This is a genomic window from Rhodococcus sp. NPDC056516 (assembly GCF_042794655.1).
In the GTDB taxonomy this organism is placed as follows: domain Bacteria; phylum Actinomycetota; class Actinomycetes; order Mycobacteriales; family Mycobacteriaceae; genus Rhodococcus_F.
The window spans coordinates 393,195-418,890 of record NZ_JBHTTG010000006.1; the positions used below are offsets into that span (position 1 = coordinate 393,195).

The following is a 25,696-nucleotide window of genomic DNA, read 5'->3' on the forward strand; positions in this document are numbered from 1 at the left end:
TCCGATTGGCTTCGGTCATCGTGCCACTCGTACCGGCAACTGAACACTCAATCGCCAGCCCTGGGCTCCGTCCGGTCCAGCCTTGAACTCACCATTCAAGAGTCGCACGCGCTCGGCCAGACCTCCCAGGCCGCGCCCTGATCTTCGAACTACGTCTTCCTTTCCCCCGGTCACTGCCCCGATGCTGTTGACCACTCTGAGCTCGACGCTCTCCGAGCCGACTGCCACCGTGATTTCGATCGGCCCGCTGTCCCCGTGCCGCAGAGCATTGGTCGTCCCCTCTTGCAGGATCCGGTACGCCGCGCGAGAGAGTGTCCCCTGGATCTGTGAAAAGTCACCCGACAGGTTCACCTCCACAACCGCCCCCGCATGCCGCAACCGATCAATTAACGCGGGCAAGTCCGACAGCGTCCGAGAAGGTACAGCCCCAGGCCTCTCCTCGCGAAGTACACCCAGTACGTAGTCCAGGTCCTCGAGCGCGGCCCGTGTCGACTCCTCGATGCTACGCATGGCGGCCCTCGCGGCGGCAGGATCGGAGGCGAGCACCTCGCCCGCCACCGCCGCTTGGATCGTGGCGGCGGTGAGCGTGTGCCCGATCGAGTCGTGCAACTCGTGAGCGACCCGATTACGTTCGGCCAGTTGCAGTTCACGTTCTTCCGCCAGCGCGAGCCGTTCGGCCGTGGACGGCCCCAACAGTCGTGGCGCCAGCCACCTCAGCAGTGTTGCCACCAGGACACAAATTCCTGCCGCAAGCAGGAGGCAGCCGGCCGCCACGACCCAGGTCCATCCACCGGTCACGTCAACCGACGTATCGAACAGACTGATTCGCGCCGTGCCGCCGAGCCAGTTCCCCGGGAGCGAAATCCCCATGATGAAAAGGACGATGGTCGCGAGCGCCGCCATCCAGCCCACCATGACATGCAGGACAATCCAGAGCGGGGCACGCCAGCGATCAATGTCCGAGAGGTTGGGAGTACGGTGTCCGAGCGCTGGGCTCGGCAGCGACACCTGCAGAAGTCGGCGGGCAGACACGATGAGCGCGCGTCGCACAGGATGCGCCAGGCCGAGTGCTCCTACCAGAGTCACCCATATGAGCAGGACCGAAAGCGCCCGGACGAACTCGGGTGCGGATTGCCACGCGAGAGCAGGCAACATGGCAACCACCAGAAGTGGCACGCTCGCCAACACACCACAAACGGCGAAAAGCACAGCTGAGTATGTAGAGCCCCGCATCAGCGGTCGTAATCCTGTGATCATGATTCGACCAGTATGACTGGGCCGCTCGGCGATGGCCTCCCCCAATCGAGGGAGATGGTTTTCCCGCGTCGGAGCGATGCGCGACCGATCCTCCAGCAGACACGATCGTGTCCAGACCGATCAATCTCTCCAAGGAGTTCTACTGATGCATCGCCACAGTCGACAGGGCCAACCTAACTCACCCCGAAGACAAGGCCGGAAACGGCACCGCGCCCTCTGTTCCGTCGCAATGACTCTCAGCGTGGTCACCCTCGGTGCGTGCTCGTCGACCGCCGATACTGCCGCTGCGGGGCACGATACGGTTCAACGCTCCCTCGACGCGCTGGTGAGCGAGGACGGACTACCCGCCGCCCTCGCAAGCGTCCAAGACCGAAACGGTAACTCCCGCAACTACACCGCAGGAGTCGGTGACCTGACCACCGGATCAGAGGTGCCGCACAACGGCCAGATACGGATCGGCAGCAACACCAAAACCTTCACCGCAGTAGTGGTCCTGCAACTGGTCGCCGAAGGAAAGATCGAACTCGACACCCCCATCGAGACCTACCTACCCGGACTCGTCCGCGGAGAAGGGATCGACGGCCACAACATCACCATCCGCCAACTCCTCCAACACACCAGCGGCCTCCCCAACTACAGCAACTACCTGGAAGACGAAGTCCGATACTACGATCCACGCGAACTTCTCGACATCGCGCTCGAACATCCCGCCGACTTCGCCCCCGGAACGAGTTGGAAGTACAGCAACACCAATTACGTCCTCGCCGGCCTACTCGTACAGAAGATCACCGAAAAACCCCTCGCCGAGGAGATGAACCGGCGAATCTTCGCGCCGATCGACTTGCAGCACACGTACTTTCCTGAACCATACGACGAGAAGATCTCGGAACTCCACCCCCGCGGCTACTACCGGGAGTCATCGGATGCGCTTCCCGTCGACATCACAGAGATAGACCCCTCGTGGGGATGGGCCGCAGGACAATTGATCTCCACCACCTCGGACCTCAACCAGTTTCTCCACGCACTCCTCGGCGGACGACTGCTCCCCGCAGTCCAACTCGACCAGATGCGCACTACAGTCCCCGCGGAGGAAACCTTCGGACCCGAGGCCCGCTACGGACTTGGATTGGTCAGCCGTCCGCTACCGTGTGGCGGCCTGTCCTGGAGCCACGGCGGCAGTTTCCCTGGATACGAGACACGCGGGGGCGCTACCGACGACGGACGCGAAGCGAACCTCGCGGTCACCATGCAAGTCGCCGACGATGCCACCCGGAGAAAACTCGAACACGCGGTGGATATCGCCCTTTGCCGCTGAGGCTCTCCTGTCAATCGCCAAAAGTCGCCTACTCCGGAATAACTCGTCAAACCGACAGTATCGGGTGCGAGACGCGGGACTCCGAGGTGCAGCCAGCTACACCCCGTACGCTCCGGCACGCACCACCGAGAGACTGCACTTCGCACCATGGAGGAGGCGTACGCACGTCAATACTGTTCTCTGCATATGGAACTCACCATGAGATCCGACAACAGGAGGCCACAACCAATGACCACCCTTCGACGTCGCCCCCTGCTCACCGTACTTCCGGCAGTCACCGCTGCAGCCCTCATATTGGGCGTCAGCGGATGTGGTGGCACCACTGACTCCACTGATTCCACTCGGCAAAGCGACGCTGCCGTGCAACAGGCGCTCGACGGCGTCATCGAGCAGGGGATCCCCGGCGCACAACTCGTGATCTCCGACCCGCCGCGGGGCACTCGCATCATTCGTGCGGGAATGGGAAACACCGCCACCGGCGAGCCTGTCCCCGATGATGCGCGGGTCCGAATCGGCAGCAACACAAAGGCCTTCGTCGCGACCGTCGTCATGCAACTCGTCGACGACGGACTGCTCGACCTCGACATGAGCATCGAGCACTACCTGCCCGGAACCGTCGTAGGCAACGGGAACGACGGCAACCGAGTCACCATTCGAGATCTCTTGCAGCACACCAGTGGACTGACGGACTACCTCGCCGCCGGCGGAGCACGGCCGGAAGACGTCAAGCCCGGCCAGCTGCTGGTGGGGACAAGCGCACAACCATCGGAGCACTTCTCCCCCACCGAACTGGTCGATATCGCGATGTCCCTTCCACCCGGCCCGGCCGCCAAAGACAAGGCTGTCTATTCGAACACGAACTACATTCTGCTCGGGGTGCTCATCGAGAAGGTCACAGGACGCCCTGCCGCGCAGGAGATCACCACCCGCATAATCGATCCGCTCGGACTGAAGGACACCTATTTTCCCGCCTCCCGCGAGACACAGATCCGCGGTTCTCATGCACAGGGCTATCACCCGATCGGCGGCATTCAGGTCGATGTCACCGATGGCGACGTGTCGTGGGCCGACACCGCAGGTGCGATGGTCGCAACCGGCGCCGACCTCAACACTTTCTTCACGGCTTTGCTACGCGGCGACCTCGTCTCGAATGACAGGCTCGCCGAGATGAAACACACCGTGCCGTTCGACAGGAGCCCGCAGGACAGCTACGGACTCGGACTGGTCCGCGTGAACAGCTCCTGCGGGAAGGAGATCTGGGGTCACGGCGGCGGAATCCCTGGCTTCGGTACCTCGGGCGGAGTCGATACCACAGGACGCGCTGTGACTCTCACCCTCAATCACATCCCGATGAGCGAGGACGCCTTCGTAGCAGCACAGCGAGTTGTCGACGCAGCGATGTGCGCGGAGTGAAGGAAACATGTTCGTGCACGACTTCGCGCGCAACATCGAACAACAATTCTTCCCGATCGAACGATGTCCCGACCCCTACCAATCCTCAGGAGTTCTACTGATGCGTAACAATATTCGAAAGGTCTTCCCTTCCTCAGATCGCCGGCAGGCCCGCAAACAGCACCGGACCTTTTCGGTCGTTACCGCGATGGCCCTCGGTGCCATGACGCTGGCGTCCTGCTCGCCGTCATCCGCCCTCAGTCCCGATACCGTCGGTTCTTCCTCCACCGAGTCCGACGCGGTTCAACGCTCCCTCGACGCACTGGTGAGCGAGGACGGACTACCCACCGCCCTCGCAAGCATCCAAGACCGAAACGGCAACTCCCACAACTACACCGCAGGAGTCGGTGACCTGACCACCGGATCAGAGGTACCGCACAACGGCCAGATACGGATCGGCAGCAACACCAAAACCTTCACCGCAGTAGTGGTCCTGCAACTGGTCGCCGAAGGAAAGATCGAACTCGACACCCCCATCGAGACCTACCTACCCGGACTCGTCCGCGGAGAAGGGATCGACGGCCACAACATCACCATCCGCCAACTCCTCCAACACACCAGCGGACTCCCCGAGTACGGAATACACGTCAATGACGAAGAGATCAGATACCGCTACGCCGACCCCCACGATTTGCTCGACATCGCCTTCCAGCACCCCGCCGACGCACCGCCCGGAGCGACTTGGGGGTACAGCAACACCAACTACATTCTGGCCGGCCTACTCGTACAGAAGGTTACCGGCCGCCCCCTCGCCGAGGAGATGAATCGACGTATCTTCGCGCCGATCGGCCTGCGCGACACCTACTTCCCATCCCTGGGCGACATGACCATCCGGGGTCCCCATCCCAAGGGATACCACCGCACCGCACCAGACAGCCCACTGAGTGACGTCACAGAGATGGATCCGTCGTGGGGATGGGCCGCAGGACAATTGATCTCCACCACCTCGGACCTCAACCAGTTCCTCTACGCACTCCTCGACGGACGACTGCTCCCCGCAGCCGAACTCGACCAGATGCGTACCACCGTCCACGTCGGCGGGCCCACCGGACTCGAGTACGGTCTCGGCCTCACCAGCAGGACTCTCTCGTGCGGCGGGGTCTACTGGGGCCATGGCGGCGACATAGTCGGTTACGAGACCCGCGGCGGCATCACCGACAACGGGCGCGCCGTGAACCTTGCGGTGACTGCTCTTCCCTCGACTGCGTCCGCCACCCAACACGTCGCAGACACCGTGGACAAAGCTTTGTGCAGCTAGCTCTGGTGACAGCGTCACCCGGAATCTCACCCGAGTGACGCTGTACCGACCGACGAAACATTCGGTCGGTTATTGGCCGAACGGACCAATGCGGCCAACGTGTCCGCTGCCACACTTCATCAGTCCATGCGGCACAACGCAATTCAGGAGGCATGATGAAGTCGGAACGCGCCACAGTCGAGGAACCCTCGCATAGCGGCGGCAAGTCGATACAAAACATATTGGACAACAAGTCAATTCGTCGAACAACGACTATGACTGTTGGGCTGCTCAGTACAATCTGGATGATCGACATGATAGATCGCGTGATGATCGGGCTTGCACTGCCGATGATCGGAGACGAATTCTCCCTCAGCAATACGCAATTGGGCGGAGTCGTGTCGATCTTCGCCATCTTTTACATGCTCGGGCAGGTCCCCGGCGGCATGCTGGCCGACCGATTCGGACCCAGGCCACTGTTGATCGTCGCGTTGATCCTGTGGTCGGTATTCACCGCACTGACAGGATTCGCCTGGGGCCTCGTCTCGCTGATGGTCATGCGTGCGATGTTCGGGCTCAGCCAGGGTCTCTTCCCAGCAGCGTCGTTCAAAGCTCTGGCTGAGCGAACCCGTCCGAAAACTCGCGCCACGGCCATGGGCTTCATGATCGGTGCAAACAACCTGGGCCCCGGCATCGCACCATTGATCATCGCCCCAGTTCTCATGGCCGTCGGTTGGCGGGACGCATTTTGGCTGGTGGCCATAGTCGGCGCCGTGATCGGCACAGTCGTCTGGTTGGTGCTCCCGGCGCCGTTGGACACAGAGATCACGGAAGATCCGGAGGCCGCACTGCAACCGCTCGCCAGTGAACACTCACGCGCCGCGGTGTTCAAGTCCGCTTCGGTCTGGAAATTCGCACTTCTGTTCTGCCTGGCCAACATGGCCGGATATGGGCTGTTGACCTGGGTGCCGAGCTACCTCCTCAACGAAAAGGGACTCTCGCTGATCGATACGGGAATCTTCGCGGCGATCCCGTTCATCGTCACGGCATTGGCCATCGTCGTCGGTGGACGTCTGGTGGACAAGTACTTCCACGACAGCGCGCGCATTCTGCTCGTTCCGTGCATGGCCACCTCCGCCATTCTGCTGTTCTTGATGACTACCACCGATACCGTCGCGATGTTCACGTTCTATCAAACCCTCGCGATGGGCGTCAGCGGACTGTGCTCGATGTCGATCTTCGCCCTCCCGTTGCGGGCGCTGCCAGCCGAATTCCTCGGTTCCGGAATGGGTTTGATCAACGGTTGTGGACAGCTTGCCGGTTTCATCACCCCTCTCGTCATGGGATGGATGGTGGACCAGTTCTCGTACATGGCCGCGTTCGGAGTCCTGGTCGGCGCGACGGCTGCGGCGGCTTTGGTGGCCATGATCGTTCCACAGACCCCGGCGAAATTCTGAGGGCTCTCACGTAGTCCGGCGAAGTGGCCGCTGAAGGGTCGTTCCCGGCAGTGGCCGCTTCGCCGATCCGGAGCTGACCCCGGTGCCAGCTCGTCACCTCACTGCATCGAACCCGTTGCGCGAGCGCCGAAGTGCGCGCCCTGCAAGCTTCCCCGTCGGCACCCCGTCCGACAGTGCCGGTTGCCCATTGACCACAACGTGCCGCATTCCGGTCGCATACGCTCTTGGGTTGTCGTATGTCGCGAGATCCTCTACCTGCGAGGGGTCGAAGATCGCCAGATCGGCGTATCCCCCTGGCGCAATGTAGCCCCGCTTCGCCAAACCGAAGTTTTCAGCAGGAAGGCTGGTCATTCGGCGAACGCATTCCTCGACTGATTGCCCGCCAATGCCGTGGGTGTAGCGGCTCAGAATACGGGCGAAAGTTCCGAATGAACGGGGGTGGACGGGTTGCCCCGCGAAAAGGGTCTCCGTGCTTTGAGCATCGGCATCGGAACCAACCGAAACCCAGGGACGCTCGAAGGCAATTCGCGTGTTGTCCTCCGACGCAATGAAATAGGCAGCTTCGGCTGTGGGGAGAGCGTCGAGAACAGCCAGTATGGTGTCTACCGGGTCGTGATGCCCCATCCTCCGAGCAATAGATCCCAGAGCTTCCCCCGCTCGGATCCCGAGTGCCGGTACCTCGGACAAGATCGTCACCCCATCGGCACCTCCGGACGCAGCGTAGAGATTCTCCCAGTCCTCGTCCTCACGATGGATCCTCTCGCGGATCTGGTCTCGGACACCGGTCGAGTTCAGGTGCGTGCGCCCGGCCGTGGTGTCACGACACCGAAACTCCGGTGGCAACGCGGCACTGAGCAGCGTGTTCCCCGCCTCGTACGGATATACGTCCGCGGTGATTCGCACGCCTTCCTCGCGAGCCGACTCAACCAATTGCAGGGCCTCGGACATTTTGTGCCAGTGCGACTTACCAGCAACCTTGAGGTGGTAAATCTCCCCGCGCGCTCCTGTCGTTCGAGCGATGTCGATCAGTTCCTCGATGCTTTCGAGAAACCTCTGCCCTTCGCTTCGGAGATGGCAGATATGGACGGCATCATGTCTGGCGAGCACCTGCGAAAATGCTCGCAACTCGCCGGTATCCGCATAGCTTCCGGGTGGATAGATCAGAGCCGAACCCACTCCGAGAGCTCCATTTTCAAGCTCCTCGTCGAGCAGGGCACACGCTTCGGCCAGCTCTTGTTCACTCAACAGACGATTGTCCACACCCGCAACCACCATGCGCAGATTCGCTGCGCCGACGAAGCTCGCCACGTTGAAACCGACGCCGTTCGTCTCCAAGGATTCGAGAAAATCGTGCAACTTCGGCCAATGTGATTGCACTCCAAGTGGAATCGCACCCAATCCGAGCATCGCCGGAGTCATCGAACCCGTGACCGGTCCGAGAGACACGCCTTCACCGAAGACCTGGGTTGTGACCCCCTGATACAAGTCCGACAATCCTCGTGGGTCTTGCTGCAGCGTGAGGTAACTATGGCTGAGCACATTCACAAAACCGGGAGCCACCATGCAACCGCGAGCATCGATGTCGCTCGCCCCCGGCACAGCACCGATCGTTCCGACTTCCACGATCGTGTCACCGGAGATCGCAACATCCGCTTTCCTGGGCGGGCTCCCACTACCATCGAGCACAGTCCCGTCCCGAACGACGATTGTCGGCAGCATCACGTCTCCTCCACGGTGGCCTTGCTGTCGCGAGATGCGACCCTCTTCACTCTGCTCAATCGTGGAAGCGAAATCTTGTTCCAGACACACATACGCGATGCAAAATTGGTGCCGCCCTACCAAACTGGCCCATGGTTCCGATCATGCCATCGGTTAGCCGACAACCCTGCGGATCTCGCTCTCGGAGGCATTGGCGCCCGTGCAGACAACAGCAACGCGCTTGTCAGCGAAGGTGTTCGGATGCGCATAGACCGCAGCAAGTGCGGCCGCACCGGCGCCTTCACTCAAAGTGTGAGCGTCGTAGAGCAACGCCCGCTGCGCGAGGGTGATGTCGTCGTCAGTGACGAGCAGGAAGGCTCCTAGCCGTTCACGCAAAACACGTTGTGTCAGTGCGAACCCGGCACCGGTCGCAAGCCCCTCGACACGGGTGGTGTTCGGGCGCTCGACGCACGTGCCGGAACTCCATGAGTCATGTGCGGCTCGCGCGGCCTCCGACTGCACTGCGAACACCTCTAGGTGCGGCGCGAGCGCACTGGCGACGAGACACGCCGCCGCGGCACCGCTGCCGCCACCGACTGGGACTACCACCGCGTCCAGATCGGGTTGTTGTTCGACGAGTTCGACGTAAGCAGTAGCGACACCGGCAAGGATGGCCGGCTCATTGGCGGCGCTGACGAGACGCAGGCCGTCACGTTCGCTGATGAACTCGGCGTGAGCACGTGCCTCGTCGAAATTCACACCGTGCTCGACAAGTTCGGCTCCGAGCATGCGGACAGCATGAGCCTTGACTGGATTCGCCCCAACCGGCATGACGATCACACATCGCACGCCCGCACCCGCTGCTGCATACGCCAAGGATTGAGCGTGGTTTCCGGTCGAGTAGCCGACAATCCCCCGCGCGCGCGTCGCCTCATCCAGTCCTGCCACCAGATTCAGTCCGCCGCGAACCTTGAACGCACCCGTGGGGTGCACGTTCTCGTGTTTGACGAACAATTGGCTGCACGAGCCCGCACCCAAGGTCGGATGCGATACCAGGGGCGTAACCGGTAGATGCCGACGGACGACCTGACTGGCACGCTCGATGTCTGCCCACGTGGGTGGTTGTAGCTCGGTTGTTGCCGCGAGATCAGGTGCCTGTGCCATGTGGAGCACCTTTCCAAACACTGATTCATAGGTCCAATACGTGTTTTCGTCAAAAGCATCGAAATCTTCTATGATTTCGGCATGCTCGATCTAATTCGGCTGAGGGTCTTGGTCGCTGTTGCGCAGGAAGGATCGGTGACAGCCGCCGCCGATTCTCTCGGTTACGCACAGCCCTCCATCAGCCACCACCTTCGACAACTCGAATCGGAAGTCGGGGTTCCACTGTTCCAGCGAGCCGGTCGTGGGCTACGTCTGACGGATGCCGGTGCGGTACTGGTTCGGCGAGCCACCGAGATCCTCGGCCACGTCGATGCAGCAGTAGCGGAAGTCGAAACGTACGCAGGACTGAGGGCCGGGCGGGTACGACTGGCCGCATTCCCGTCAGCCCTGGCGAGTTTGATTCCGCAGGCGATGGCAGCGTTCACGTCCCAGTACCCCGATGTGTCCATCAGCCTCGTTGATGCAGAACCACCCAAAGCACTTGCACTGCTTCGTAACAACGATGTCGACGTAGCTGTTGTCTTCGCGCACGAGGACACCCCTGAAGTCGGGCTCAAGCATGTCGCGCAGACGACTTTGCTGGAAGATCCGTTGTACTTGATCACCTCCGCGCGGAATCCAGATGCCGCCAGCCAGCTCAGCGACTACTCCAGCGAGACCTGGATTGCCGGTTGCCCGAGCTGCCGCGCCCACCTCCTCACCGCTTGCAATCGTGCTGGATTCATTCCGCGGATCGAGTTCGAGACCGACGACTACGTCGCCGTCCAAGCGCTGGTCGCCTCCGGAAGCGGGGTCAGCACCCTTCCGGCCCTCGCTCTCCAGGCACATCAGAATCCGGATATCCACGCACACCGCATTCCCGGCGAGCGGCGCACTATCTCTGTCGCGACCTACGGGAAACCTCCACTTGCTCCCGCCATCGACGCGTTCGTCAGAACTCTGACAGCGATATCCGAATCCATGTGTGAGCGCGTCGAACTGGATGGGCACGTCAGTCTATGACGACCCTGGGCGGCCCGATCACGACCGCCCGCAATAGCCAGTGACCTCAGGCCCTACCAACAACCGCGACTATCAGTGCGGCAAGTTCGCTTCGAGCATCGTCGGGCGAGAGCGCTCCCGCTACAGCCGCATGCGAGAGTGCCTCTGCAGCACCGAATATTGCAGTCATCGAAGGTTGCGCAAGTCCCCCGCCCACACCAAAGGGAGCCAGCACCTCCCGACATCGTTCGGAATACGCGTGTTCGGATTCACGCTTGACCCGCTCCAGCTCGGGCGAACCCTCCAGCGCTGCAAGCACACCCGTCAGCTCACGCCCCTGCGCCAGCGAACATCCGACGTAGGAGTCGGCGATGGCATTCGCGCGTCCGCTCAAAGACTCATCCGCGGCATCGAGATACTCCTCGAGCATCACCGTCTGACGATCGTCGAATTCCTTGAAAAGGGCTGCCAACAACGCGGCGCGGGAGGCGAAATGGCTGTAGACAACGGGCTTTGCGACGCCGGCACGTTCAGCCAACCGGCCAAGGGTGAGCGCGTCTGCGCCCTCCTCTCGCACCAATGCCCACGACACCTCGACGAGCTGTTCGTACCTGCCGGCTCGCGACAGTCTCGTACGTGCCATCGGACACCTCCTTGCGCTATATACCAATAGTAACCTACTCTTAGTACATAAGCGCACCAGCTACCGAAGGACGCTCATGACCACACTCGTCGTAGTCTCCCACTCCGATCCACAGTCACTTACCCAGCATGTCGCCCGTTCTACCGCCGACGCGATCCGCGACCTGGGCGGCGACGTCGACTTCGCGGACCTACATGCCGAGAATTTCGATCCCCGATTCTCCGAAGCCGATGTGAACCTGTTCCGCGGCAACGGGACTCCCCCGGCCGATGTTGTAGCCGAGCAGGACCGAATCGATCGTGCAGACGATCTGATTCTCGTGTTTCCGATGTACTGGTGGTCGATGCCCGCACTACTCAAAGGTTGGATCGATCGAGTCTTTGTCAGCGGATGGGCGTACGAATACACCCCGGGAAGCGAATTCGTGAAGAAACTGGACCGACTCACCGTCCACCTGATTCCGGTCGCAGGTGACGACGCTGAGAGTTTCGACCGACACGGCGTGTACGAGGCCTTCCGGACACAGATCGAGCGCGGCATCATCGAATATTGCGGTGCCACACTGGGATCGACAACCTTCGTTCACGAGTCGGACACGAAGGGCCGAGACGTCCTCGCCGCAGAAATCCACGACGTCAGCGAAAGCATTGCGGCCCGTGTCGCTTACCCTGCGACCGTGACTTCCAGTTGACGGTCAGAACGCGGTCAACTGACGCTTGACCGACCCGTGGCTGCCCAGTAGCGAAGCGTATCCCCAGTATGACCGAGGTTGCGCGACAACTGATCAGCTGGGCGCACGCTGTCGAGTAGACCGCCACACCCTTCGATTGCCTTACGCGAACCCGCGTTCATTTCGTCGCAGGTAATCAGGACGCGACTGAGCCCCACCGGGTCGCCGGCGTACGTGAGCACGTCCCGCAGAGCAGTCGACGCTATCCCTTTCCGGCGTTCCGACGGCCGAATCCCGTAGCCGATATGACCACCAAGATCAGCCAAGAACTCATTCAAGCTGTGTCGCAACTGGATAGCACCGAGATACCTGCCGTCACGAACGATCCACCAGTTGGTTGCCGGGACAATGTCGGGCCCCGGCAACGCCTCAGGCTGCGCCAACAACTCCTGCACCCAGTGCCCGAACCCATCGCGGGATGCAAGGTCGAGATCCAGACGTTGCGCAACTCCCAAGGCCGAACCGGGCTGATCCGCCTGCGGTCCGCCCCACTCGTCACGCGACTCCAACCAGGACACCCACAACGCCTCGTCAGGCGCAACCAAATCGACAGTCATAGCAGCGATGCTACGTCCCACCCGCAATGGTCGAGACTTCGCCTCAATCCATCGCAAAAGCACATAGTGTCGATGTATGAGTGGACGTTTCACAGCTGGGGTCTTTATCGTCGTCGTCAGTGTCGTCGCCGTTGCGTTGGTTTGGGCCGGCGTTCGAGACTATGAATCTTTCACTCCACCGGCCGCGACAGCGGTCGATCGGGCGGACTGTCTCGCCCCTGATATCGCCGCCGCGCTCGTAGCCCCCGAGGCACGCGACAGCAGCATCGCTCTTCGCCCTGAGGGAAGTGGTTACCCCCCTCCTGATTTCAGCCCCGTTGCCGTTGTTCGATGCGAACGCGGAGAAACGTCCGACGGCGGGTTATCGATCGACACCGTACGCCTCGAGGGGGACATCCACGCGGTGGACGAAGCATTCCGCGAACAGTCTCGTCGATTTCCTGCCAACGTCCGAGCCGACTGCGCGTACCGTCTCGTCCCGCCAGCCGGTTTGTGGCTGGTAGACGAAGCAGGAGCAGCCATACGCCCTACCTGGCCGACCGCGCCCTGCGGACTGCAAGAGAAACCACACGCAGCCCTGAACCGATTGCAAGAGGACAGCCGCGAACAACACTTGGTCGACGGTGTGTCCGCCGATGATGCGGGAATCTGCCCCGACTCGATCGGACAACCGTTCGCGACGACCACTGAAGCTGACATGAATCGCATGGCAGAACACGAAGACACTCACGCGCGCCCACTGACGGAAACAGCTTTGGCTACACCGATTTCCGACGTCGGCAGACTACGGGTGTGCCGCTATTCCACCGAACCGCCGCTGACCGCGTCCCGAATCCGCTTGTCACGCCAGCAGAGTACTGATCTGATGGAGGCTGCATCCACCGCGCCACCTGCAGGCCCATGCGATCTCGTCGCTCAACACATCGCTTCGATCGACGTGCTTCGTCCCGACGGATCGGGCGGCACTCGGATGGCAGTCGAACTCGACGGATGCCAACGCGTAAACCTCCTCGGACAACGTCAATTACCGCCCGCAGTCATTGCGTTCCTGTTGCGGTAGCACGGACCCACACCCGAGTTCATCGAGACTGATCGCATAAAACCGACGAGGGAATCACAGGTCTCGAATCGACGTGACGACAACCGGCCTGACCGGCTTGGGCGCCGCGCCGCAACTCGGTGGACGCGGCGCGAGTTCGGAGACTGCAGTCTCGACGGCCCATCGCCGGCCGTCCACATGTGCGACGACGCATGTCCCGTCACTCGCCTGCTCGATGACAGCCAACTGGTTGATTCCACAGCCGATTTGTTGTCGCACTGCAATTTCCGAAGCCTGACCCGCCGGAGACCAGCAACTCCGACCACGCAGGCCTGGCAAATGGACTTGGTCTCGGGAAGCCACCTCCACGGCCGTGACACTCTCACTTGCGGACAGACGGCCGTATGTATTGCCGCTCGGCAGCAGGATCATCGACGGCGCAAATCGGTGCCCGCCGGTATGCGAACACTCCCACACCTGAGGCCCGAAGGACGACATGAGCGCTGCGGCAATCGGCCTGCCGAATACAGCGCAGCACTGGTCGCGCTTGCCGTGAGCACAGACCAATACGACTGGCTCGGTCACTTGCTCGCCCAATCCTGGTGGCGGCCCATCCAACAGGAAGAAATCGACGTCGAGTAAATCCATCGGCGAATCGATGTGCAACCTTTCACACCATGAGTCGCTCGGATCGGAGCGCGCAAGCAGGACGGTGTGTCCATCAGTCATCGGATCGGTGCGCCCGGGTCGCCGAACGAACATGATTCGTACGTCGGCAGCGTCGGCTCGTCGGCTCAGCTCGGCGGCGAGCTCCTCCCCCAACGCCGTTCCGTCCAGCACGTCACGACCCCAGGCTGCGTTGAATTCGAGACACACCCAACCCCGCACGACGGCAGCGCTGCCTGCCAGCGGTTCGTCGACAGCAGACAGCGCGGAACAGGTTTCGGCTTCGGTCACGAGCCCTATTGTGTCAGCCGCGCTGGGTATCGATTCGCAAGTGCCTGTAGCTCAGTGACGCGGAAGCTCAGTAGAACTTCTTGCCCTCCGCAAGCTGGTTGACGAATTTCTCGATCCGCCTGGCTCGCGTCTCCGGACGCTTTGCCTCCTGTAGTCGGTACGCGATGGTGAATCGGTTGGTGGAATTGAGCGTCGCGTAGAACTCGCGAGCCTTCGGGTTGTCCGCAAGCGCATCGAGAAAGTCTTTCGGGACCTCGGCCTTGGCTGATCCCTCGTACGCGCGATCCCATCGACCGTCGGCTTTGGCCTTCTCGATCTCGGCGACACCGGATGGCTCGAGAAGTCCCGCGGCGTCGAGGCGGGCGACTATCTCGACGTTGCGTTTGGACCACGGACTCCGCGCGGTGCGTCGCGAAAACTTCTGCACGAAGAAATCGTCGTCGATTCGCCGTGCGAGGCTGTCGATCCAGCCGAAGCACAGGGCAACGTCCAACGCTTGGTCGTAGTCGATAGAGCTGTGCGACGAGGTCTTCTTGGCCATTTTCAGCCAAAGGCCGGGGACCACCTCGTGGTTCTCGGACAGCCATCGACGGAACTCTTCTCCGTCAGCGAAGTATTCGGTATCGAGTTCGACTGCCATCAGTGCTCCTCACATTCTCGATACCCATACTCTGACAAAACCCTGCGACAAATATCCGAAAGTTCCGAGCGCGAGCACCCATTTGGCAATACTGACAGTCGAAGCGGCGCGAACCCTCGAGTCGGTGATGCTGTCGCGATGATCGAGGAAATGGAGTCCGACCACGTTCTCGACGTAGTCGCCGGCCGCCGACAGTACCGGTGCGACGGCAACGACGCGCCGAGTTGCGGAGGAAAGGGGAACCCACTCCCCGAGCCGCTTGCCTGCTGACCGCAAAGCCATCGCGTAGATCGCGGGATGTACGAAGTCGGGGTAGTAGTGACTACGAAATCGCGCCGAGGCCTCTGCGTCCATGGAGTCCAATATTTCGACGTACCGGCGAGCAGAGAAGGCCGTCTGCACTTCCAATACTTTGGGAGCCACCGGCCCGAGTAGGCGAGCAATATTCGCTTGTGAGACAACAAAAGCAGTCGTCCACAATGCCATCGCCTTCGCAGATCCAGTTGGTGCCATTCCACGATCGTGCCATCTTCGCACAACAGAACGGAACGGCCCGACGGAAAAGCTCGCCGAAAATGTGCATGAGGTTGTAAAAAGCGGGCATCCCGTATCGATCATCGGTCCGATAGCGGGGAGCGCGCATGTCGCCCAAGTCCAACCCGACTGTTCTGTTCATCCACGGACTCTGGATGCACCCGACCACCTGGGACCCCTGGGCGCAGGTTTTCGGCGCGCAGGGGTACTCCACGATGGCGCCGGGGTGGCCAGGGGACGCGTCGACGGTGGGTGAGACGCGTGAACACCCGGAGGACATCGCGGGGCACGGCATCGACGACGTGACGGATCACTACGCCAAGGTGATCGCCGATCTCGACGAACCACCGATCGTGGTGGGGCATTCGTTCGGAGGTTTGATCGCGCAGAAACTGCTGGGCCAGAAGTTGGCGACAGCGGCAATCGCCATCGACCCGGCTCAGCCCAAAGGGGTGCTGAAACTTCCCCTTGTTCAACTGGGCAGCGTCTTCCCGGTCCTGTCCAACCCCAGGAATTACCGGAAGGCTTACTCACACAACAGAGAGTCGTTTCACAAGTCCTTTGCCAGCGCCGTGTCCAAGGACGAGTCCGACGCCTTGTTCGAGCAGTATGCGATTCCCGCCCCTGGTCGGCCGTTGTTCGAGGCAGCACTCGCCAACTTCGCGCCTCACAGCCCCGCTGCAGTGGATTTCAACGCCCGCCGTGGGCCACTCCTGATGATCGGCGGCGGCAAGGATCGCACAGTCCCTAAAGCCAGTTCGGACAGCTCGTTCAAGAAGTATGCCAAGGCGCCAACGGTCAACGAATACAAGGTCTTCGGCGATCGGGGGCATTCTCTGACCATCGACCACGGCTGGCGCGAGATCGCGGATTACAGCCTTGCCTGGCTCGACAAGCAGGGCATGAGCCCGCCGCAAGGCAAGCACGAAAGTCAGTCTCAACCGAAAGCTTGAAAACGACGACGGTACACCTGCGGCGAGATTCCGAGATGCGTCGAAAATGCTCGGCGTAGGGATTCCGAACTGCCGAATCCCGCCAACTGCGCGGCTTCGGTCACCGAGTGGCCGGCATCGAGGAGCGCTTTCGCGGAATCGAAGCGGATCAACTCGACGTATTTGGCCGGCGTCGTACCGAGTTCCTCGCGAAAGAGTCTCGTCAAATGCCGTGGGCTCAGGTGCGCCAGGGCAGCCAGTTCGTCGACCGAGTACTCCCCCGCCGGATCGGCCGCCACCGCATCGACTACTGCGCGAAGCGCGGGCACCCGGGGCCGCGGCCCGCTCAACGACGGCGAGAACTGTGACTGCCCACCTGGACGCTGGAGGAATACCACCAGAAGCTGCGCGACGCGTCGGGCAATCTCTGCACCATGATCTCGCTCGAGCAATGCGAGCGCGAGGTCGATCCCGGCGGTCACACCCGCAGACGAGAACACCGTGCCGTCCTCGATGAAAATGGCGTCGGGAACTACCGTGATCTGCGGATAGGCGCGCGCCAGCGTTGCCGTGTGTTGCCAATGCGTCGTTGCGCGGCGTCCGTCGAGCAGTCCACTCGCCGCCAGGATGAAAGTCCCGGTACAGATCGAGGCAACCCGCCCCGATCGCCCTGCCAGGTCACGTGCTGCCTCGCGTAATTCCGGACCCACCGGCGTGGACGGGAACACGTCGCCACCCATGACAAGCAACGTGTCGAAGGAACCGGAATCTGCGACGTCGCAGTCGACCGGAATGCGCATGCCGGTCGACGAGTCGACATCGTGTCCACCCACCGAGCAGATCACCAACTCGTAGTTCGCTCCGCCGCGATTGGCTTCTGCGAACACCTCACTCGGACCTGCGACGTCGAGCAGTTTGACGCCGTCGAACACCAGGACGGCAACTCGATGCACTGCGGTCACGATCACTCCCCTTCGTCCTGATCTGTGGACAGTATGGCCGAGATCAGGGTGCGCCCGCGTGCGTGCTCGACCGACACTGGGATAGACCGAGAAATTCGCAGCAGCGACGAGCAGAGCAGGTACCGATGAACACGATCATTGCCGGTGTGAAAATCCCCGATTCGAAGATGGCTGCCGACGCCACCGAACTCGTCCGAGATACGGCTTCCGAGTTACTGTTTCACCATTCGCGACGCGTATTCCTCTTCGGATCGCTTCAGGGAGCGCGTCTGGGGCTGCACGCCGACCCCGAATTGCTCTACGTCGGCGCCATGTTCCACGACCTGGGGCTCACCGAGAAGTTCCGAGACAGTACGGCTCGATTCGAATTGGACAGCGCCGACGAAGCGCGGCGATTCCTCACCGGCTACGGTGTCGACGAAACCGACATCCGCACAGTGTGGGAAGGCATCGCTCTACATACGACGCCCGAAGTTCCCTCCCGATTGGAACCCGAAATCGCCTTGGTGACAGCGGGTGTGGAGACCGATGTACTCGGAATCGGATACAGCGAACTCGACCAGGCCGACATCGACGCCGTCACCGCGGCCCACCCCCGCCCGGATTTCAAGAATCAGATCTTGAAGGCCTTCACCGACGGTTTCAAGCACCGCCCCGAGAGCACGTTCGGAACGGTCAACGGTGACGTGCTCGAACATTTTGTACCGGGATTTCGGCACATCGATTTTGTCGAGGTCATCCAGAACTCGGCTTGGCCCCAATAGAACTCGATTTCAGCCGGCCGCCTCACTCATCGCAGCGGCATCTTCCGCCCCGAACTTTTCCTCGAGAGTTTCCGGCGAATAGTCGAGGTCGATCTCGGCGACGTCGCGCCCGCGCGCAGACTCGATCGCCGAAAGTCGGCGCTGCGCACGGTCTGCGGCATACTCGAGGAACTCCTGATTGTCCAAACCGAACGGCTGCACCTCGAATTGATCGTTGACCCAGTTGATCATTCCGAGCGCCATGGGCATGAGTTCACCCATCCGCTGCTGGACGACGTCCCAGTTGTGATCGTCGGCGGCGACGTGCCTTCGGCAGGTGAACGTCCCCCAAGCCATGTGCCGTCGTTCGTCGTCACCGATCTTCCGCACCAATTGCTGCATGCCAGGCAGGATTCCGCGCGTCGCACAGACTTTCTGCCAGGCGTAGTAGCCCGTCAACGCCAGACTGCCCTCGATGACGTGGTTGTACGTGACGCTGGCACGCACCTGGTTGACCGGGCTGGGATCCGTCTCGAGAATGCGTAGCGACGAAGGCAACTCCTCGTAGAACAGTTGCCGGTAGTACGGGTTGTCAGCGACGTAGGAATGCAGGTCACTGGTCAATCCCACTTCGTCCATCCACAGCCGAAATACCTGGGTGTGCTTGGCTTCCTCGAAACAGAACTGCGTCAAGTACATCTCGTCGCCGAACCTGCCCTCGGTCGACATCGCTTTCATGAACGGTTGAATGTCTTCGGTGACGGCTTCTTCACCGGCAATGAACTGCGCGCACAGGAAGGTGGCGCTGCGCTGCTGCTCGCTGGTCAGCTCCTGCCAGTCACGAGCGTCCTGGGAAAAATCGAGGTCGGTTGGGTTCCAGAATTTTGCATTTCCCTTGGTGAACAATCGGAGTGGGAACGAATCCCAGTTCAACCCTCCCGACCGAAGAGTACTGAAACCTTCTCGCCCCGGCGAGGTGACAGTCATGACATTCCTTCTTCCCGAACCGAAGACAGATGCCCCACCAGCATGCCCGCAGAACTGAAACGTGAATCAGTTTTGGCGAAATTTGATCTATTCCTTCAGAGAAACGCCCTTGGTCTCCATCACTGCGAAGAGCTTGGCGTTCATCTGAGCCGCCAGATCTGGCCGATACGAGCCGATATTGAGCGGATTGGCTAGATTGTTCAGTTCCAAGGGGTCGGCTTGTAAGTCGTAGAGTTCGTATTGCGGCGCAGCAACTCCCGCGGGATCGAAGTACATCGTGTACTTCCATCGACTCTCACGTATGCACCGGATGTGATTAGGCTGCGTGACGATGTTCTGACCGTCGGGCGTTGCGCAGTTCTGATCGTCGTAGGTGAACAGAATCGTGTCCTGAACCTGTGCGCTGGGACTTTGCGGATAGGCGGCAGCGTCGACGACGACCGGTGTCAGATCGGTGCCCAAGAAGTTCCACGATTGACGCGCAGGCGCTTGGGCGAGAGTGGCGAGCGTGGGCATCACGTCGATCAACGACGCCAGGGCGTCGGTGCGAACGGACTCGGGAAACAGCAAGGGGTTGCTGATGACCAATGGAACGCGCAGCGTTTCCTCGTAGGCGTTGAACACCTTCTGCCGCAAACCTCCGTGGCTCATCCCCATCTCCCCGTGGTCGGACATGCGAACGATCACCGTGTCGTCGAGCATCTGTGGAGTGGCCTCGATCGCGTCGAGCACGCTGCCGATGTGTTCGTCCACAACCTTGTGCATGTAGGCGTAGAAGTTGATGTAGTTGCGGGCCTGATCGGGTCCGAGCAGCGGCCCGAGCCCGGCTGCGAGCAGCAATTCCGACTGAACCTGTGCTGTCGGTTTGTGATTGAGCGCCAGGATCTCGTCGAAGGTGGGCGGCAGGTCGATACCCTGCTCGAAGGCGCCCGGCGCGTCCGATCCGTAGTTGTCGCACGTGCCGTTCATCGCGTTCCACGTCTGGGGGTACGCGAGGACATCGTGCGGATTCACGAACGAGACGATCAGCGCCCAAGGCTGTCCGGATGTGACTGCGGGTCCGGAGAGGAACTCGACAGCTTCCTCGGCGACACGGCGATCATGGTCTGCGCACCCGCCACCGAAATGATCCGGATTGGTGTCCTGGCCCGCGTCCGGCGGAATCCACCCCTCGAAGCCGAATCCTGCCACGTCCTCGCTTGTCGGATCACCACCCTCGACGCCTTTGCTCAGATGCCATTTCCCCCGGTACTGGACGTTGTAGCCGGCCGACGCCAGCAGCTTTGCCATGTTCTGTTCGGAGACCTGCAACTGTGGCTCGGTGGGGGAAACAGTGCCGCCTTCGGTGAGCGTTCTCGTGACCCCGTGCTGCGCGGGGTAAAGGCCGGTGAAGAACGTACTGCGACTCGGCGAGCACATCGCGGTATTGCACACCGCCTGGTCGAACGTCAGCCCGTGATCGGCAATCCTCTTGCGGTTGGGCAGATTCTGATCAGCCCAGCCTTGCGGCCAGTACATCGGCCGGCGTTCCTGATCGGTGATGATGACAACGATGTTGGGTTTCTGTGGAAACCGATCGGCGGGCGCTGCTTGTGCCGGCGCCGCGCTCACCACGCCGGTTGCGACGTCTGCCACTCCGGCGAGGACAAGAGCACCGACGCCACCGAGGAACGTCCGGCGCGGCAATGAATGACAATGCGAGGCTGGAACGTTCTCTGGGTTCACGGGCGTCGTCCTCTCGGAGGCGTTGTCGCCCCAGAGTTGACCGAATCAGTGTTCGCTACACATACTCGAGCAAACTGTCTGAGCGCTGATCAGCTCGATAACCCGATCCGCACAGCGCAGCGGATCCGGTGTCCGGCCGATGCCGAGAGTGTCGACTATCGAAATCGTCCTTCGCACATCAGCCTCCTCGACGCCCCACGACCAACCGAAGTCGTGATTCCAGAGCAGAACTGCGTTCTTCCCCGGATGGTTTCGGGCATGAACGGGGAGAACGATCACCGCATCCGTGCTCGGACCCTGCGGCCACCGAACTGTCTCACCGTGAACGGATCGTGCTACCGCGTCGACGTATTCGTGTGCGGACCAGTCGTTGCCGTTGGTGTGCATGAAAGTACATTCGGTGCCGCACTCGTTGTGGATGGGTTCTTTCCGGAACTGATCTGATATTCCGCTTTCAGGAAATGAACGGCAACACAACGGATTCGAATTGGCGGTGACCGTCGCGGTGGACACTGTGGCCGGTGCGGAAGGAGACCAATTCGCAGCGCGCGACCGTGGCCGCAACAGCGTCGAGGCGAACGGGGTCTACCATCCCGCCCAGACCTCCACGCAGGAACAACATGTCGGCCTCGATGAGTGGCAAGCGATCCCACCACTGCGGATCCGGTCGGCGGAACTGCTCGAGCGCGGACCGCGTCATCGAGCGATCGAACGTCAGCGCGGCTCGCGGATGTCGCACCAAACTTGTTGTGGCGTGCCACAGTTCTGGCACACTCGGCAATTTCCTCGCGAACACCTGTTCCGGGTCACCCGCACGTAGTGGTAACGGCGCTTCCTCGATGACCAACTTCCGCACCACGGTGGGACGTTTCTGAGCGATCAACGACGCCGCGTGCCCGCCGAGCGAATGGCCGACCAGATCCACCTGATCGAGTTCGAGATGATCACACACGTCCATGACGTCGTCCGCGAACTCGTCGAACAGGTACGACGACGCCCTAGCGCTCCGGCCGTGGCCGCGAAGATCGACCGAGACAACTCGTCGGTTGCGCGAACGCAAGGTCCGCGCGAACTTGTCCCAGGTACCGCTGTCGCCGCCCATCCCGTGCACGAGAACTACCGGAGGCAGATCTGCCACACTGGGATGCGAGCCGGAATCGCGGTAGCTGATCTGGACCCCGCCGGCACTTCGTACGTTAGCGACACTCACGAGTTCCCAGGATAGACCTGTCCTCGCGGATTGCTGACGCGGTCAGTTGAGGCGGCAACTCCCCTGGTCTCGTGACCTCGTCGTAGCGAGCCAGCCCGATCCTCGCGATGTTGCGCAGCGACTCGCTTGCATCGGCGAAGTATCCGCAATGCCCTCGAATGGCGCCGGTGTCGAAAACTATGGCTCCGTGCTGCGCTCGGACTGGAGACGGGCCGTGCCCGAGACGACCGATCTTCACGCGCGGGAAGTACCGGATCCAGTCCGACGGCCCCAGAGCAGCCCAGAGATTGCCGCCAAAGCACAGGTCCTTGCGCGAACTGGTCCCCATTCCCGGGCTGCCGATCACCACACAATCGTCCGCGCGCGCCGACGGGAGGGCGAGTCCGCACACCACCGCCCCGTAGCTGTGCCCGACGAGCGTGACATGCGCCGAACGCGGCAGGATACGAGTCAACCGCGCCAGATCGATCGCACCGCGTTCTGCAAGAGTCCGCGAGAACGACTCGAGAAATCCCCACGGCGTCCGATAACCGACCCACACGATCACCGCGACGCGGTCGTTCGGACCGAGCGTTCGGAGCATCCTTCCCAGTGTCCATCCGCTCGCTCGTGGTCCTGTCGGACGGTTCTCGTCGAAGTAGTTTCCCAGGCCGTTGTCATTGCCTGGCACGAAGATCACGATGTGCTCAGCTGTGGCGACGTCCCCGAATACCTCCACGATTCGGCCTTCGCCGGCTTCGTCGTACGCAAGAAGTTCTGCGTCGCGTAGCTCCGTCGGCCGGTAGTGAAGTCGATCGGTTCCGGAAACGTCAGATCGGCCCGCCGTTTTCATGACACTCCTCGCGAAGAGTTGCAACGACGAGAATCATTGCAACAGTGAGTTTTTGAATGTCATAGACGCTAGGTGCCCGACGGCGTCAGTACGATGGCGCCAGCGCCCCTACTGTTCGTACAGCCGACTCGACCATGTCCGGTACAGCTGGCTGTACCTGTGAACTCATTCGTACACACCCTCCACCGACCATCCACCGCCTTCACAGATCATCAGCAGCGCCCGCGATTCCTCCAGCAGAACCTGAGCCCGCGCCGCCGTGCGCGCCGAGGCAGCGTCCCACCATCGCTCGTCTACCGGCCATGGCCCGGCCCATCCCTGCACTGCCCATTCCTTGCTCCCCCACTTCAGCCTTCCCGGCTGCGAACTGAAGACTCCGCGCTCGGTGACGTACACGGCATTGCCGGCCATATCCCCCAGCCATACCTTGGGGTTGTCGACGAAGATCGACCCCGGAGAGGGCTGCGGCAGACGACCAGGCCACGGGGCTGTCGGATCATGGGCAGCTACCCGCTCGTCTCCCAAGGGCAACAGGGTAATTCGCTCCGAGGGTCCTCGACCACCGCTCAGGACACCGACCTGAACCGATTCGCCGCCCAGAAGACCTTGCACGCGCACCAATGCTCGCCTGGCCCGCTCCTCCTCGTCGCCGACCCCGCCCCACAGTCCCAACTGCAAGGCACCGGCACTGACCACCTCCACCGGTTCCAGACGCAACACCGCTATGCCTGCAGTCGGCCGGGTCTCACTGCGCCCGGTGAGCCAGCCGTCCAGTTGCCAACGCACTCGATCGGCCGTTCCCTCCGGCGTCAGAGGTTCGGCGCAACGCCAAGTCCGAGAAAGATTTTCACCGTTGCCCGTGCTGGCCGAAATCGACAGACGCGTACACGCCACCGCGGCAGCAGACAGCTTGTCGTGCAGCAGACTTGCCAAGGCACGCCCGGCAAACGCTGCGGCATCCACACGCTCGATCGACGGATCGTAATGCTGCTCCACTTCCAGGTCCGGCGGAAGCGTCCGCGCCGACGGTGGCCGCTCGGGTTCACCACGCGCGGCACGATGCGCGAGCACCGCATCGGCACCGAAACGCGAAGCGACGTCCACTGCCGGTAGATCTGCGAAAGCACCGATGGTTCTGATCCCGAGTCGGCGCAGCAGATCGACCAACTCTCCGCGATGCGGCGCAGAGAGGCTGGGCTCGGCCGCCAACTCCGGCATGGGTAGGGGCGCCAGAAACCGTGCTCCCTCCCCCGGCGGCACCAGCGCTGCCCGGCGTGCGGCAATGACCGCCGTGGACAGCTGATCCGCCACACCCACCTGACTCTCGACGCCCGCAGCAGATGCCTGATCCACCAATCGTTCCGCCGCAGCTTCCTCCGAACCGAAGTACCGACTGACACCTCGCGCACTGAGCACCAACAAACCGGGACGGAGTACCTCGACGCCCGGTGCCACCGCATCGATGGCCGCGGCGACCGGCTCGAACAATCTGGCGTCGCGTTCCGGATCTGCCGTCGCCACATACAGTTCCGGGCAGCGGGCCTGCGACTCGCGTCGACGCAAGCCTCGGCGAACTCCCTCCGCGCGGGCCGTCGCCGAACATGCGATCACCCGATTACCCGAGGTGACCGCGACGGGATGTGTTGCCGGAAGATCGGCAAGTGCTGCCGCTGCCACCGCCGGCCAGTCCGGGCACCACAACGCCAGAACTCTGCTCACAGTGACACCACCTGCGACGCCACCACTTGCTCCGACACCACCTGCTCCGACACAGTCTCCACCGGCTGGGAAGGCACCCACTCGACCCGGCCGGCTGCACTGCAGATGTCCAGGCGCGTGGTCCGGGGCTGGAACGAGCGCCCCCGTGCACGAACCGCGAGGCTCAGGGAACTGAGCCGACCACGCCCCAACTCCCGGCCCTGACCGAACCCACCGTAACCATGGACCCGAGCGTCCAACCGAACTTCGGCTCCGTCCCAGTGACCTTCGGTGACAACAAGAGTCGAGCCCTTGCTCCGGGCGCGCGCCACCACCGCTCGCGCACGCGACGGGGATACCGATGCACCCGCCAACCCCAGAATCACCAGATCCATACCGTCGAGCAGCACAGCGGCGATCTCGACCGGATCCGGCCCAGGCGCCGGAATGAGTGCCAGACGTTCCAGTTGCGCACCCATCTCGTACGCCGCCAGCAATCCCAGTCGAGGCTGCCCGATGACTGCAACATGCCCTCCGGACGCCGTCACCGACGCGACCAATCCCAAAAGCAAGGAAGCAGCGCCCTCGACGGACACCACGGTTCCGCGCACCAAACCGCCCTGCGGTAGCAATGCCCCGATACCTTCCGGCACTGGGAGAACACCAGCCTTGTGCGCGCGGTCCACGACCGGTATGTCCCGGTCGGCAACACTCTCGAAGGCTGCTGCACTTGTCCCGGAAACACCAGCCACGGAAACACTCGGTCCCGAAAACGACGTATCGCCCCGAGACGGAATGGACGCGATCTGTCGGCGGAGCTGTGCCAGCCGATCCTGACGGGACAACCCCGCCGCATCTGCCGACAGCTCTACCAACTCGGTCACCTCGGTCATCCCCATCCTCCGGAACACCGGAAAAACTCACTGGTAGCAATCCATAACCAGCC

General features: G+C 61.9%; 25 protein-coding genes. 9 read left to right on the forward strand and 16 right to left on the reverse strand.

Going from position 1 to position 25,696, the window contains the following annotated elements:
* Positions 1 to 15 precede the first annotated feature (15 nt).
* Positions 16 to 1,209 carry a sensor histidine kinase gene (locus ACFQ6Y_RS20500; protein ID WP_378636485.1) on the reverse strand — a complete coding sequence of 398 codons (1,194 nt, stop codon included), beginning with the start codon at positions 1,207 to 1,209 and terminating at the stop codon, positions 16 to 18.
* A 277-nt stretch (positions 1,210 to 1,486) separates the two neighbouring features.
* Here ACFQ6Y_RS20500 and ACFQ6Y_RS20505 point away from each other — a divergent pair, with 277 nt between their 5' ends.
* From ACFQ6Y_RS20505 to ACFQ6Y_RS20520, 4 genes are all read left to right on the forward strand, one after another.
* Complete coding sequence (locus ACFQ6Y_RS20505; protein WP_378636490.1) at positions 1,487 to 2,572, forward strand: serine hydrolase domain-containing protein; 1,086 nt, start codon at positions 1,487 to 1,489, stop codon at positions 2,570 to 2,572.
* Between the two features lie 228 nt (positions 2,573 to 2,800).
* Entirely contained in the window at positions 2,801 to 3,985 is a 1,185-nt protein-coding gene (locus tag ACFQ6Y_RS20510) for a serine hydrolase domain-containing protein (protein WP_378636495.1), read from the forward strand.
* Between the two features lie 100 nt (positions 3,986 to 4,085).
* Complete coding sequence (locus ACFQ6Y_RS20515) at positions 4,086 to 5,282, forward strand: serine hydrolase domain-containing protein (RefSeq protein ID WP_378636499.1); 1,197 nt, start codon at positions 4,086 to 4,088, stop codon at positions 5,280 to 5,282.
* A 284-nt stretch (positions 5,283 to 5,566) separates the two neighbouring features.
* Positions 5,567 to 6,718 carry an MFS transporter gene (locus ACFQ6Y_RS20520; RefSeq protein ID WP_378636503.1) on the forward strand — a complete coding sequence of 384 codons (1,152 nt, stop codon included), beginning with the start codon at positions 5,567 to 5,569 and terminating at the stop codon, positions 6,716 to 6,718.
* A 93-nt stretch (positions 6,719 to 6,811) separates the two neighbouring features.
* Here ACFQ6Y_RS20520 and ACFQ6Y_RS20525 read toward each other — a convergent pair whose 3' ends face one another.
* Together ACFQ6Y_RS20525 and ACFQ6Y_RS20530 are read right to left on the reverse strand one after the other, a co-directional pair.
* Positions 6,812 to 8,437, reverse strand: a complete 1,626-nt coding sequence (locus ACFQ6Y_RS20525) for an amidohydrolase family protein (protein ID WP_378636505.1) — start codon at positions 8,435 to 8,437, stop codon at positions 6,812 to 6,814.
* Between the two features lie 153 nt (positions 8,438 to 8,590).
* Positions 8,591 to 9,580, reverse strand: coding sequence for a threonine/serine dehydratase (locus ACFQ6Y_RS20530; protein ID WP_378636510.1), 990 nt, complete (start codon positions 9,578 to 9,580; stop codon positions 8,591 to 8,593).
* A gap of 81 nt (positions 9,581 to 9,661) precedes the next feature.
* On the opposite strand from ACFQ6Y_RS20530, the gene ACFQ6Y_RS20535 reads away from it, so the two are divergent.
* Positions 9,662 to 10,582 carry a LysR family transcriptional regulator gene (locus ACFQ6Y_RS20535; protein WP_378636514.1) on the forward strand — a complete coding sequence of 307 codons (921 nt, stop codon included), beginning with the start codon at positions 9,662 to 9,664 and terminating at the stop codon, positions 10,580 to 10,582.
* Between the two features lie 46 nt (positions 10,583 to 10,628).
* On the opposite strand, the gene ACFQ6Y_RS20540 is transcribed toward ACFQ6Y_RS20535, so the two are convergent.
* The gene (locus ACFQ6Y_RS20540; protein WP_378447761.1) at positions 10,629 to 11,204 is read right to left on the reverse strand and encodes a TetR/AcrR family transcriptional regulator; all 576 of its coding nucleotides are present in this window, start codon (positions 11,202 to 11,204) and stop codon (positions 10,629 to 10,631) included.
* Positions 11,205 to 11,280: 76 nt separating this feature from the next.
* Between ACFQ6Y_RS20540 and ACFQ6Y_RS20545 the strand changes: the two genes are divergently transcribed.
* Positions 11,281 to 11,895: an NAD(P)H-dependent oxidoreductase gene (locus tag ACFQ6Y_RS20545; RefSeq protein ID WP_378636519.1), complete on the forward strand. Its 615-nt coding sequence runs from the start codon at positions 11,281 to 11,283 to the stop codon at positions 11,893 to 11,895.
* 14 nt (positions 11,896 to 11,909) lie between these two features.
* Here the strand turns inward: ACFQ6Y_RS20545 and ACFQ6Y_RS20550 are convergent, their stop codons facing one another.
* The gene (locus tag ACFQ6Y_RS20550; RefSeq protein ID WP_378636523.1) at positions 11,910 to 12,491 is read right to left on the reverse strand and encodes a GNAT family N-acetyltransferase; all 582 of its coding nucleotides are present in this window, start codon (positions 12,489 to 12,491) and stop codon (positions 11,910 to 11,912) included.
* A gap of 76 nt (positions 12,492 to 12,567) precedes the next feature.
* Between ACFQ6Y_RS20550 and ACFQ6Y_RS20555 the strand changes: the two genes are divergently transcribed.
* The gene (locus ACFQ6Y_RS20555; RefSeq protein ID WP_378636526.1) at positions 12,568 to 13,551 is read left to right on the forward strand and encodes a hypothetical protein; all 984 of its coding nucleotides are present in this window, start codon (positions 12,568 to 12,570) and stop codon (positions 13,549 to 13,551) included.
* 54 nt (positions 13,552 to 13,605) lie between these two features.
* On the opposite strand, the gene ACFQ6Y_RS20560 is transcribed toward ACFQ6Y_RS20555, so the two are convergent.
* Genes ACFQ6Y_RS20560 through ACFQ6Y_RS20570 form a run of 3 tightly spaced genes read right to left on the reverse strand, consistent with a single transcriptional unit; the run spans position 13,606 to position 15,640 of the window.
* Positions 13,606 to 14,496 (reverse strand): sucrase ferredoxin, encoded by an 891-nt coding sequence (locus ACFQ6Y_RS20560; RefSeq protein ID WP_378636803.1) that lies wholly within the window; start codon positions 14,494 to 14,496, stop codon positions 13,606 to 13,608.
* Positions 14,497 to 14,554: 58 nt separating this feature from the next.
* Positions 14,555 to 15,127 (reverse strand): YdeI family protein, encoded by a 573-nt coding sequence (locus ACFQ6Y_RS20565; RefSeq protein ID WP_378636531.1) that lies wholly within the window; start codon positions 15,125 to 15,127, stop codon positions 14,555 to 14,557.
* A gap of 9 nt (positions 15,128 to 15,136) precedes the next feature.
* Positions 15,137 to 15,640, reverse strand: a complete 504-nt coding sequence (locus ACFQ6Y_RS20570) for a hypothetical protein (protein ID WP_378636536.1) — start codon at positions 15,638 to 15,640, stop codon at positions 15,137 to 15,139.
* A gap of 128 nt (positions 15,641 to 15,768) precedes the next feature.
* Between ACFQ6Y_RS20570 and ACFQ6Y_RS20575 the strand changes: the two genes are divergently transcribed.
* Positions 15,769 to 16,614, forward strand: a complete 846-nt coding sequence (locus tag ACFQ6Y_RS20575) for an alpha/beta hydrolase (RefSeq protein WP_378636540.1) — start codon at positions 15,769 to 15,771, stop codon at positions 16,612 to 16,614.
* On the opposite strand, the gene ACFQ6Y_RS20580 is transcribed toward ACFQ6Y_RS20575, so the two are convergent.
* The gene (locus tag ACFQ6Y_RS20580; RefSeq protein ID WP_378636544.1) at positions 16,599 to 17,555 is read right to left on the reverse strand and encodes a GlxA family transcriptional regulator; all 957 of its coding nucleotides are present in this window, start codon (positions 17,553 to 17,555) and stop codon (positions 16,599 to 16,601) included. The two genes, ACFQ6Y_RS20575 and ACFQ6Y_RS20580, sit on opposite strands and share 16 nt — an antisense overlap.
* Before the next feature lie 125 nt (positions 17,556 to 17,680).
* Here ACFQ6Y_RS20580 and ACFQ6Y_RS20585 point away from each other — a divergent pair, with 125 nt between their 5' ends.
* Positions 17,681 to 18,319 (forward strand): HD domain-containing protein, encoded by a 639-nt coding sequence (locus ACFQ6Y_RS20585; protein ID WP_378636548.1) that lies wholly within the window; start codon positions 17,681 to 17,683, stop codon positions 18,317 to 18,319.
* 9 nt (positions 18,320 to 18,328) lie between these two features.
* Here the strand turns inward: ACFQ6Y_RS20585 and ACFQ6Y_RS20590 are convergent, their stop codons facing one another.
* The 7 genes from ACFQ6Y_RS20590 to ACFQ6Y_RS20620 form a co-directional block, all read right to left on the reverse strand.
* Entirely contained in the window at positions 18,329 to 19,285 is a 957-nt protein-coding gene (locus tag ACFQ6Y_RS20590) for a R2-like ligand-binding oxidase (protein WP_317556439.1), read from the reverse strand.
* Positions 19,286 to 19,372: 87 nt separating this feature from the next.
* Entirely contained in the window at positions 19,373 to 21,010 is a 1,638-nt protein-coding gene (locus tag ACFQ6Y_RS20595) for a sulfatase-like hydrolase/transferase (RefSeq protein WP_378636553.1), read from the reverse strand.
* Positions 21,011 to 21,055: 45 nt separating this feature from the next.
* Complete coding sequence (locus tag ACFQ6Y_RS20600; RefSeq protein ID WP_378636559.1) at positions 21,056 to 21,397, reverse strand: DUF6292 family protein; 342 nt, start codon at positions 21,395 to 21,397, stop codon at positions 21,056 to 21,058.
* A 67-nt stretch (positions 21,398 to 21,464) separates the two neighbouring features.
* The gene (locus ACFQ6Y_RS20605) at positions 21,465 to 22,220 is read right to left on the reverse strand and encodes an alpha/beta fold hydrolase (protein WP_378447771.1); all 756 of its coding nucleotides are present in this window, start codon (positions 22,218 to 22,220) and stop codon (positions 21,465 to 21,467) included.
* Positions 22,207 to 23,052 carry an alpha/beta hydrolase gene (locus ACFQ6Y_RS20610; protein WP_378636562.1) on the reverse strand — a complete coding sequence of 282 codons (846 nt, stop codon included), beginning with the start codon at positions 23,050 to 23,052 and terminating at the stop codon, positions 22,207 to 22,209. The genes ACFQ6Y_RS20605 and ACFQ6Y_RS20610 overlap by 14 nt, the downstream gene beginning before the upstream one ends.
* A 165-nt stretch (positions 23,053 to 23,217) precedes the next feature.
* Positions 23,218 to 24,771, reverse strand: coding sequence for a DNA polymerase Y family protein (locus ACFQ6Y_RS20615; protein WP_378447773.1), 1,554 nt, complete (start codon positions 24,769 to 24,771; stop codon positions 23,218 to 23,220).
* A complete protein-coding gene (locus tag ACFQ6Y_RS20620; protein WP_378636566.1) occupies positions 24,768 to 25,643 on the reverse strand; it encodes a hypothetical protein in 876 nt (291 codons plus the stop codon). Before ACFQ6Y_RS20620 ends, ACFQ6Y_RS20615 begins: the two co-directional genes overlap by 4 nt.
* Positions 25,644 to 25,696 lie beyond the last annotated feature (53 nt).

Excerpts from the sequence above, each read along its gene's own strand:
- ACFQ6Y_RS20505 (WP_378636490.1), top strand. The coding sequence starts at position 1,487 with ATGACTCTCAGCGTGGTCACCCTCGGTGCGTGCTCGTCGACCGCCGAT.
- ACFQ6Y_RS20510 (WP_378636495.1), top strand. The coding sequence starts at position 2,801 with ATGACCACCCTTCGACGTCGCCCCCTGCTCACCGTACTTCCGGCAGTC.
- ACFQ6Y_RS20515 (WP_378636499.1), top strand. The coding sequence starts at position 4,086 with ATGCGTAACAATATTCGAAAGGTCTTCCCTTCCTCAGATCGCCGGCAG.
- ACFQ6Y_RS20520 (WP_378636503.1), top strand. The coding sequence starts at position 5,567 with ATGATCGACATGATAGATCGCGTGATGATCGGGCTTGCACTGCCGATG.
- ACFQ6Y_RS20525 (WP_378636505.1), bottom strand. The coding sequence starts at position 8,437 with ATGCTGCCGACAATCGTCGTTCGGGACGGGACTGTGCTCGATGGTAGT.
- ACFQ6Y_RS20530 (WP_378636510.1), bottom strand. The coding sequence starts at position 9,580 with ATGGCACAGGCACCTGATCTCGCGGCAACAACCGAGCTACAACCACCC.
- ACFQ6Y_RS20535 (WP_378636514.1), top strand. The coding sequence starts at position 9,662 with ATGCTCGATCTAATTCGGCTGAGGGTCTTGGTCGCTGTTGCGCAGGAA.
- ACFQ6Y_RS20540 (WP_378447761.1), bottom strand. The coding sequence starts at position 11,204 with ATGGCACGTACGAGACTGTCGCGAGCCGGCAGGTACGAACAGCTCGTC.
- ACFQ6Y_RS20545 (WP_378636519.1), top strand. The coding sequence starts at position 11,281 with ATGACCACACTCGTCGTAGTCTCCCACTCCGATCCACAGTCACTTACC.
- ACFQ6Y_RS20550 (WP_378636523.1), bottom strand. The coding sequence starts at position 12,491 with ATGACTGTCGATTTGGTTGCGCCTGACGAGGCGTTGTGGGTGTCCTGG.
- ACFQ6Y_RS20555 (WP_378636526.1), top strand. The coding sequence starts at position 12,568 with ATGAGTGGACGTTTCACAGCTGGGGTCTTTATCGTCGTCGTCAGTGTC.
- ACFQ6Y_RS20565 (WP_378636531.1), bottom strand. The coding sequence starts at position 15,127 with ATGGCAGTCGAACTCGATACCGAATACTTCGCTGACGGAGAAGAGTTC.
- ACFQ6Y_RS20570 (WP_378636536.1), bottom strand. The coding sequence starts at position 15,640 with ATGGCACCAACTGGATCTGCGAAGGCGATGGCATTGTGGACGACTGCT.
- ACFQ6Y_RS20575 (WP_378636540.1), top strand. The coding sequence starts at position 15,769 with ATGTCGCCCAAGTCCAACCCGACTGTTCTGTTCATCCACGGACTCTGG.
- ACFQ6Y_RS20585 (WP_378636548.1), top strand. The coding sequence starts at position 17,681 with ATGAACACGATCATTGCCGGTGTGAAAATCCCCGATTCGAAGATGGCT.
- ACFQ6Y_RS20590 (WP_317556439.1), bottom strand. The coding sequence starts at position 19,285 with ATGACTGTCACCTCGCCGGGGCGAGAAGGTTTCAGTACTCTTCGGTCG.
- ACFQ6Y_RS20600 (WP_378636559.1), bottom strand. The coding sequence starts at position 21,397 with ATGCACACCAACGGCAACGACTGGTCCGCACACGAATACGTCGACGCG.
- ACFQ6Y_RS20610 (WP_378636562.1), bottom strand. The coding sequence starts at position 23,052 with ATGAAAACGGCGGGCCGATCTGACGTTTCCGGAACCGATCGACTTCAC.
- ACFQ6Y_RS20620 (WP_378636566.1), bottom strand. The coding sequence starts at position 25,643 with ATGACCGAGGTGACCGAGTTGGTAGAGCTGTCGGCAGATGCGGCGGGG.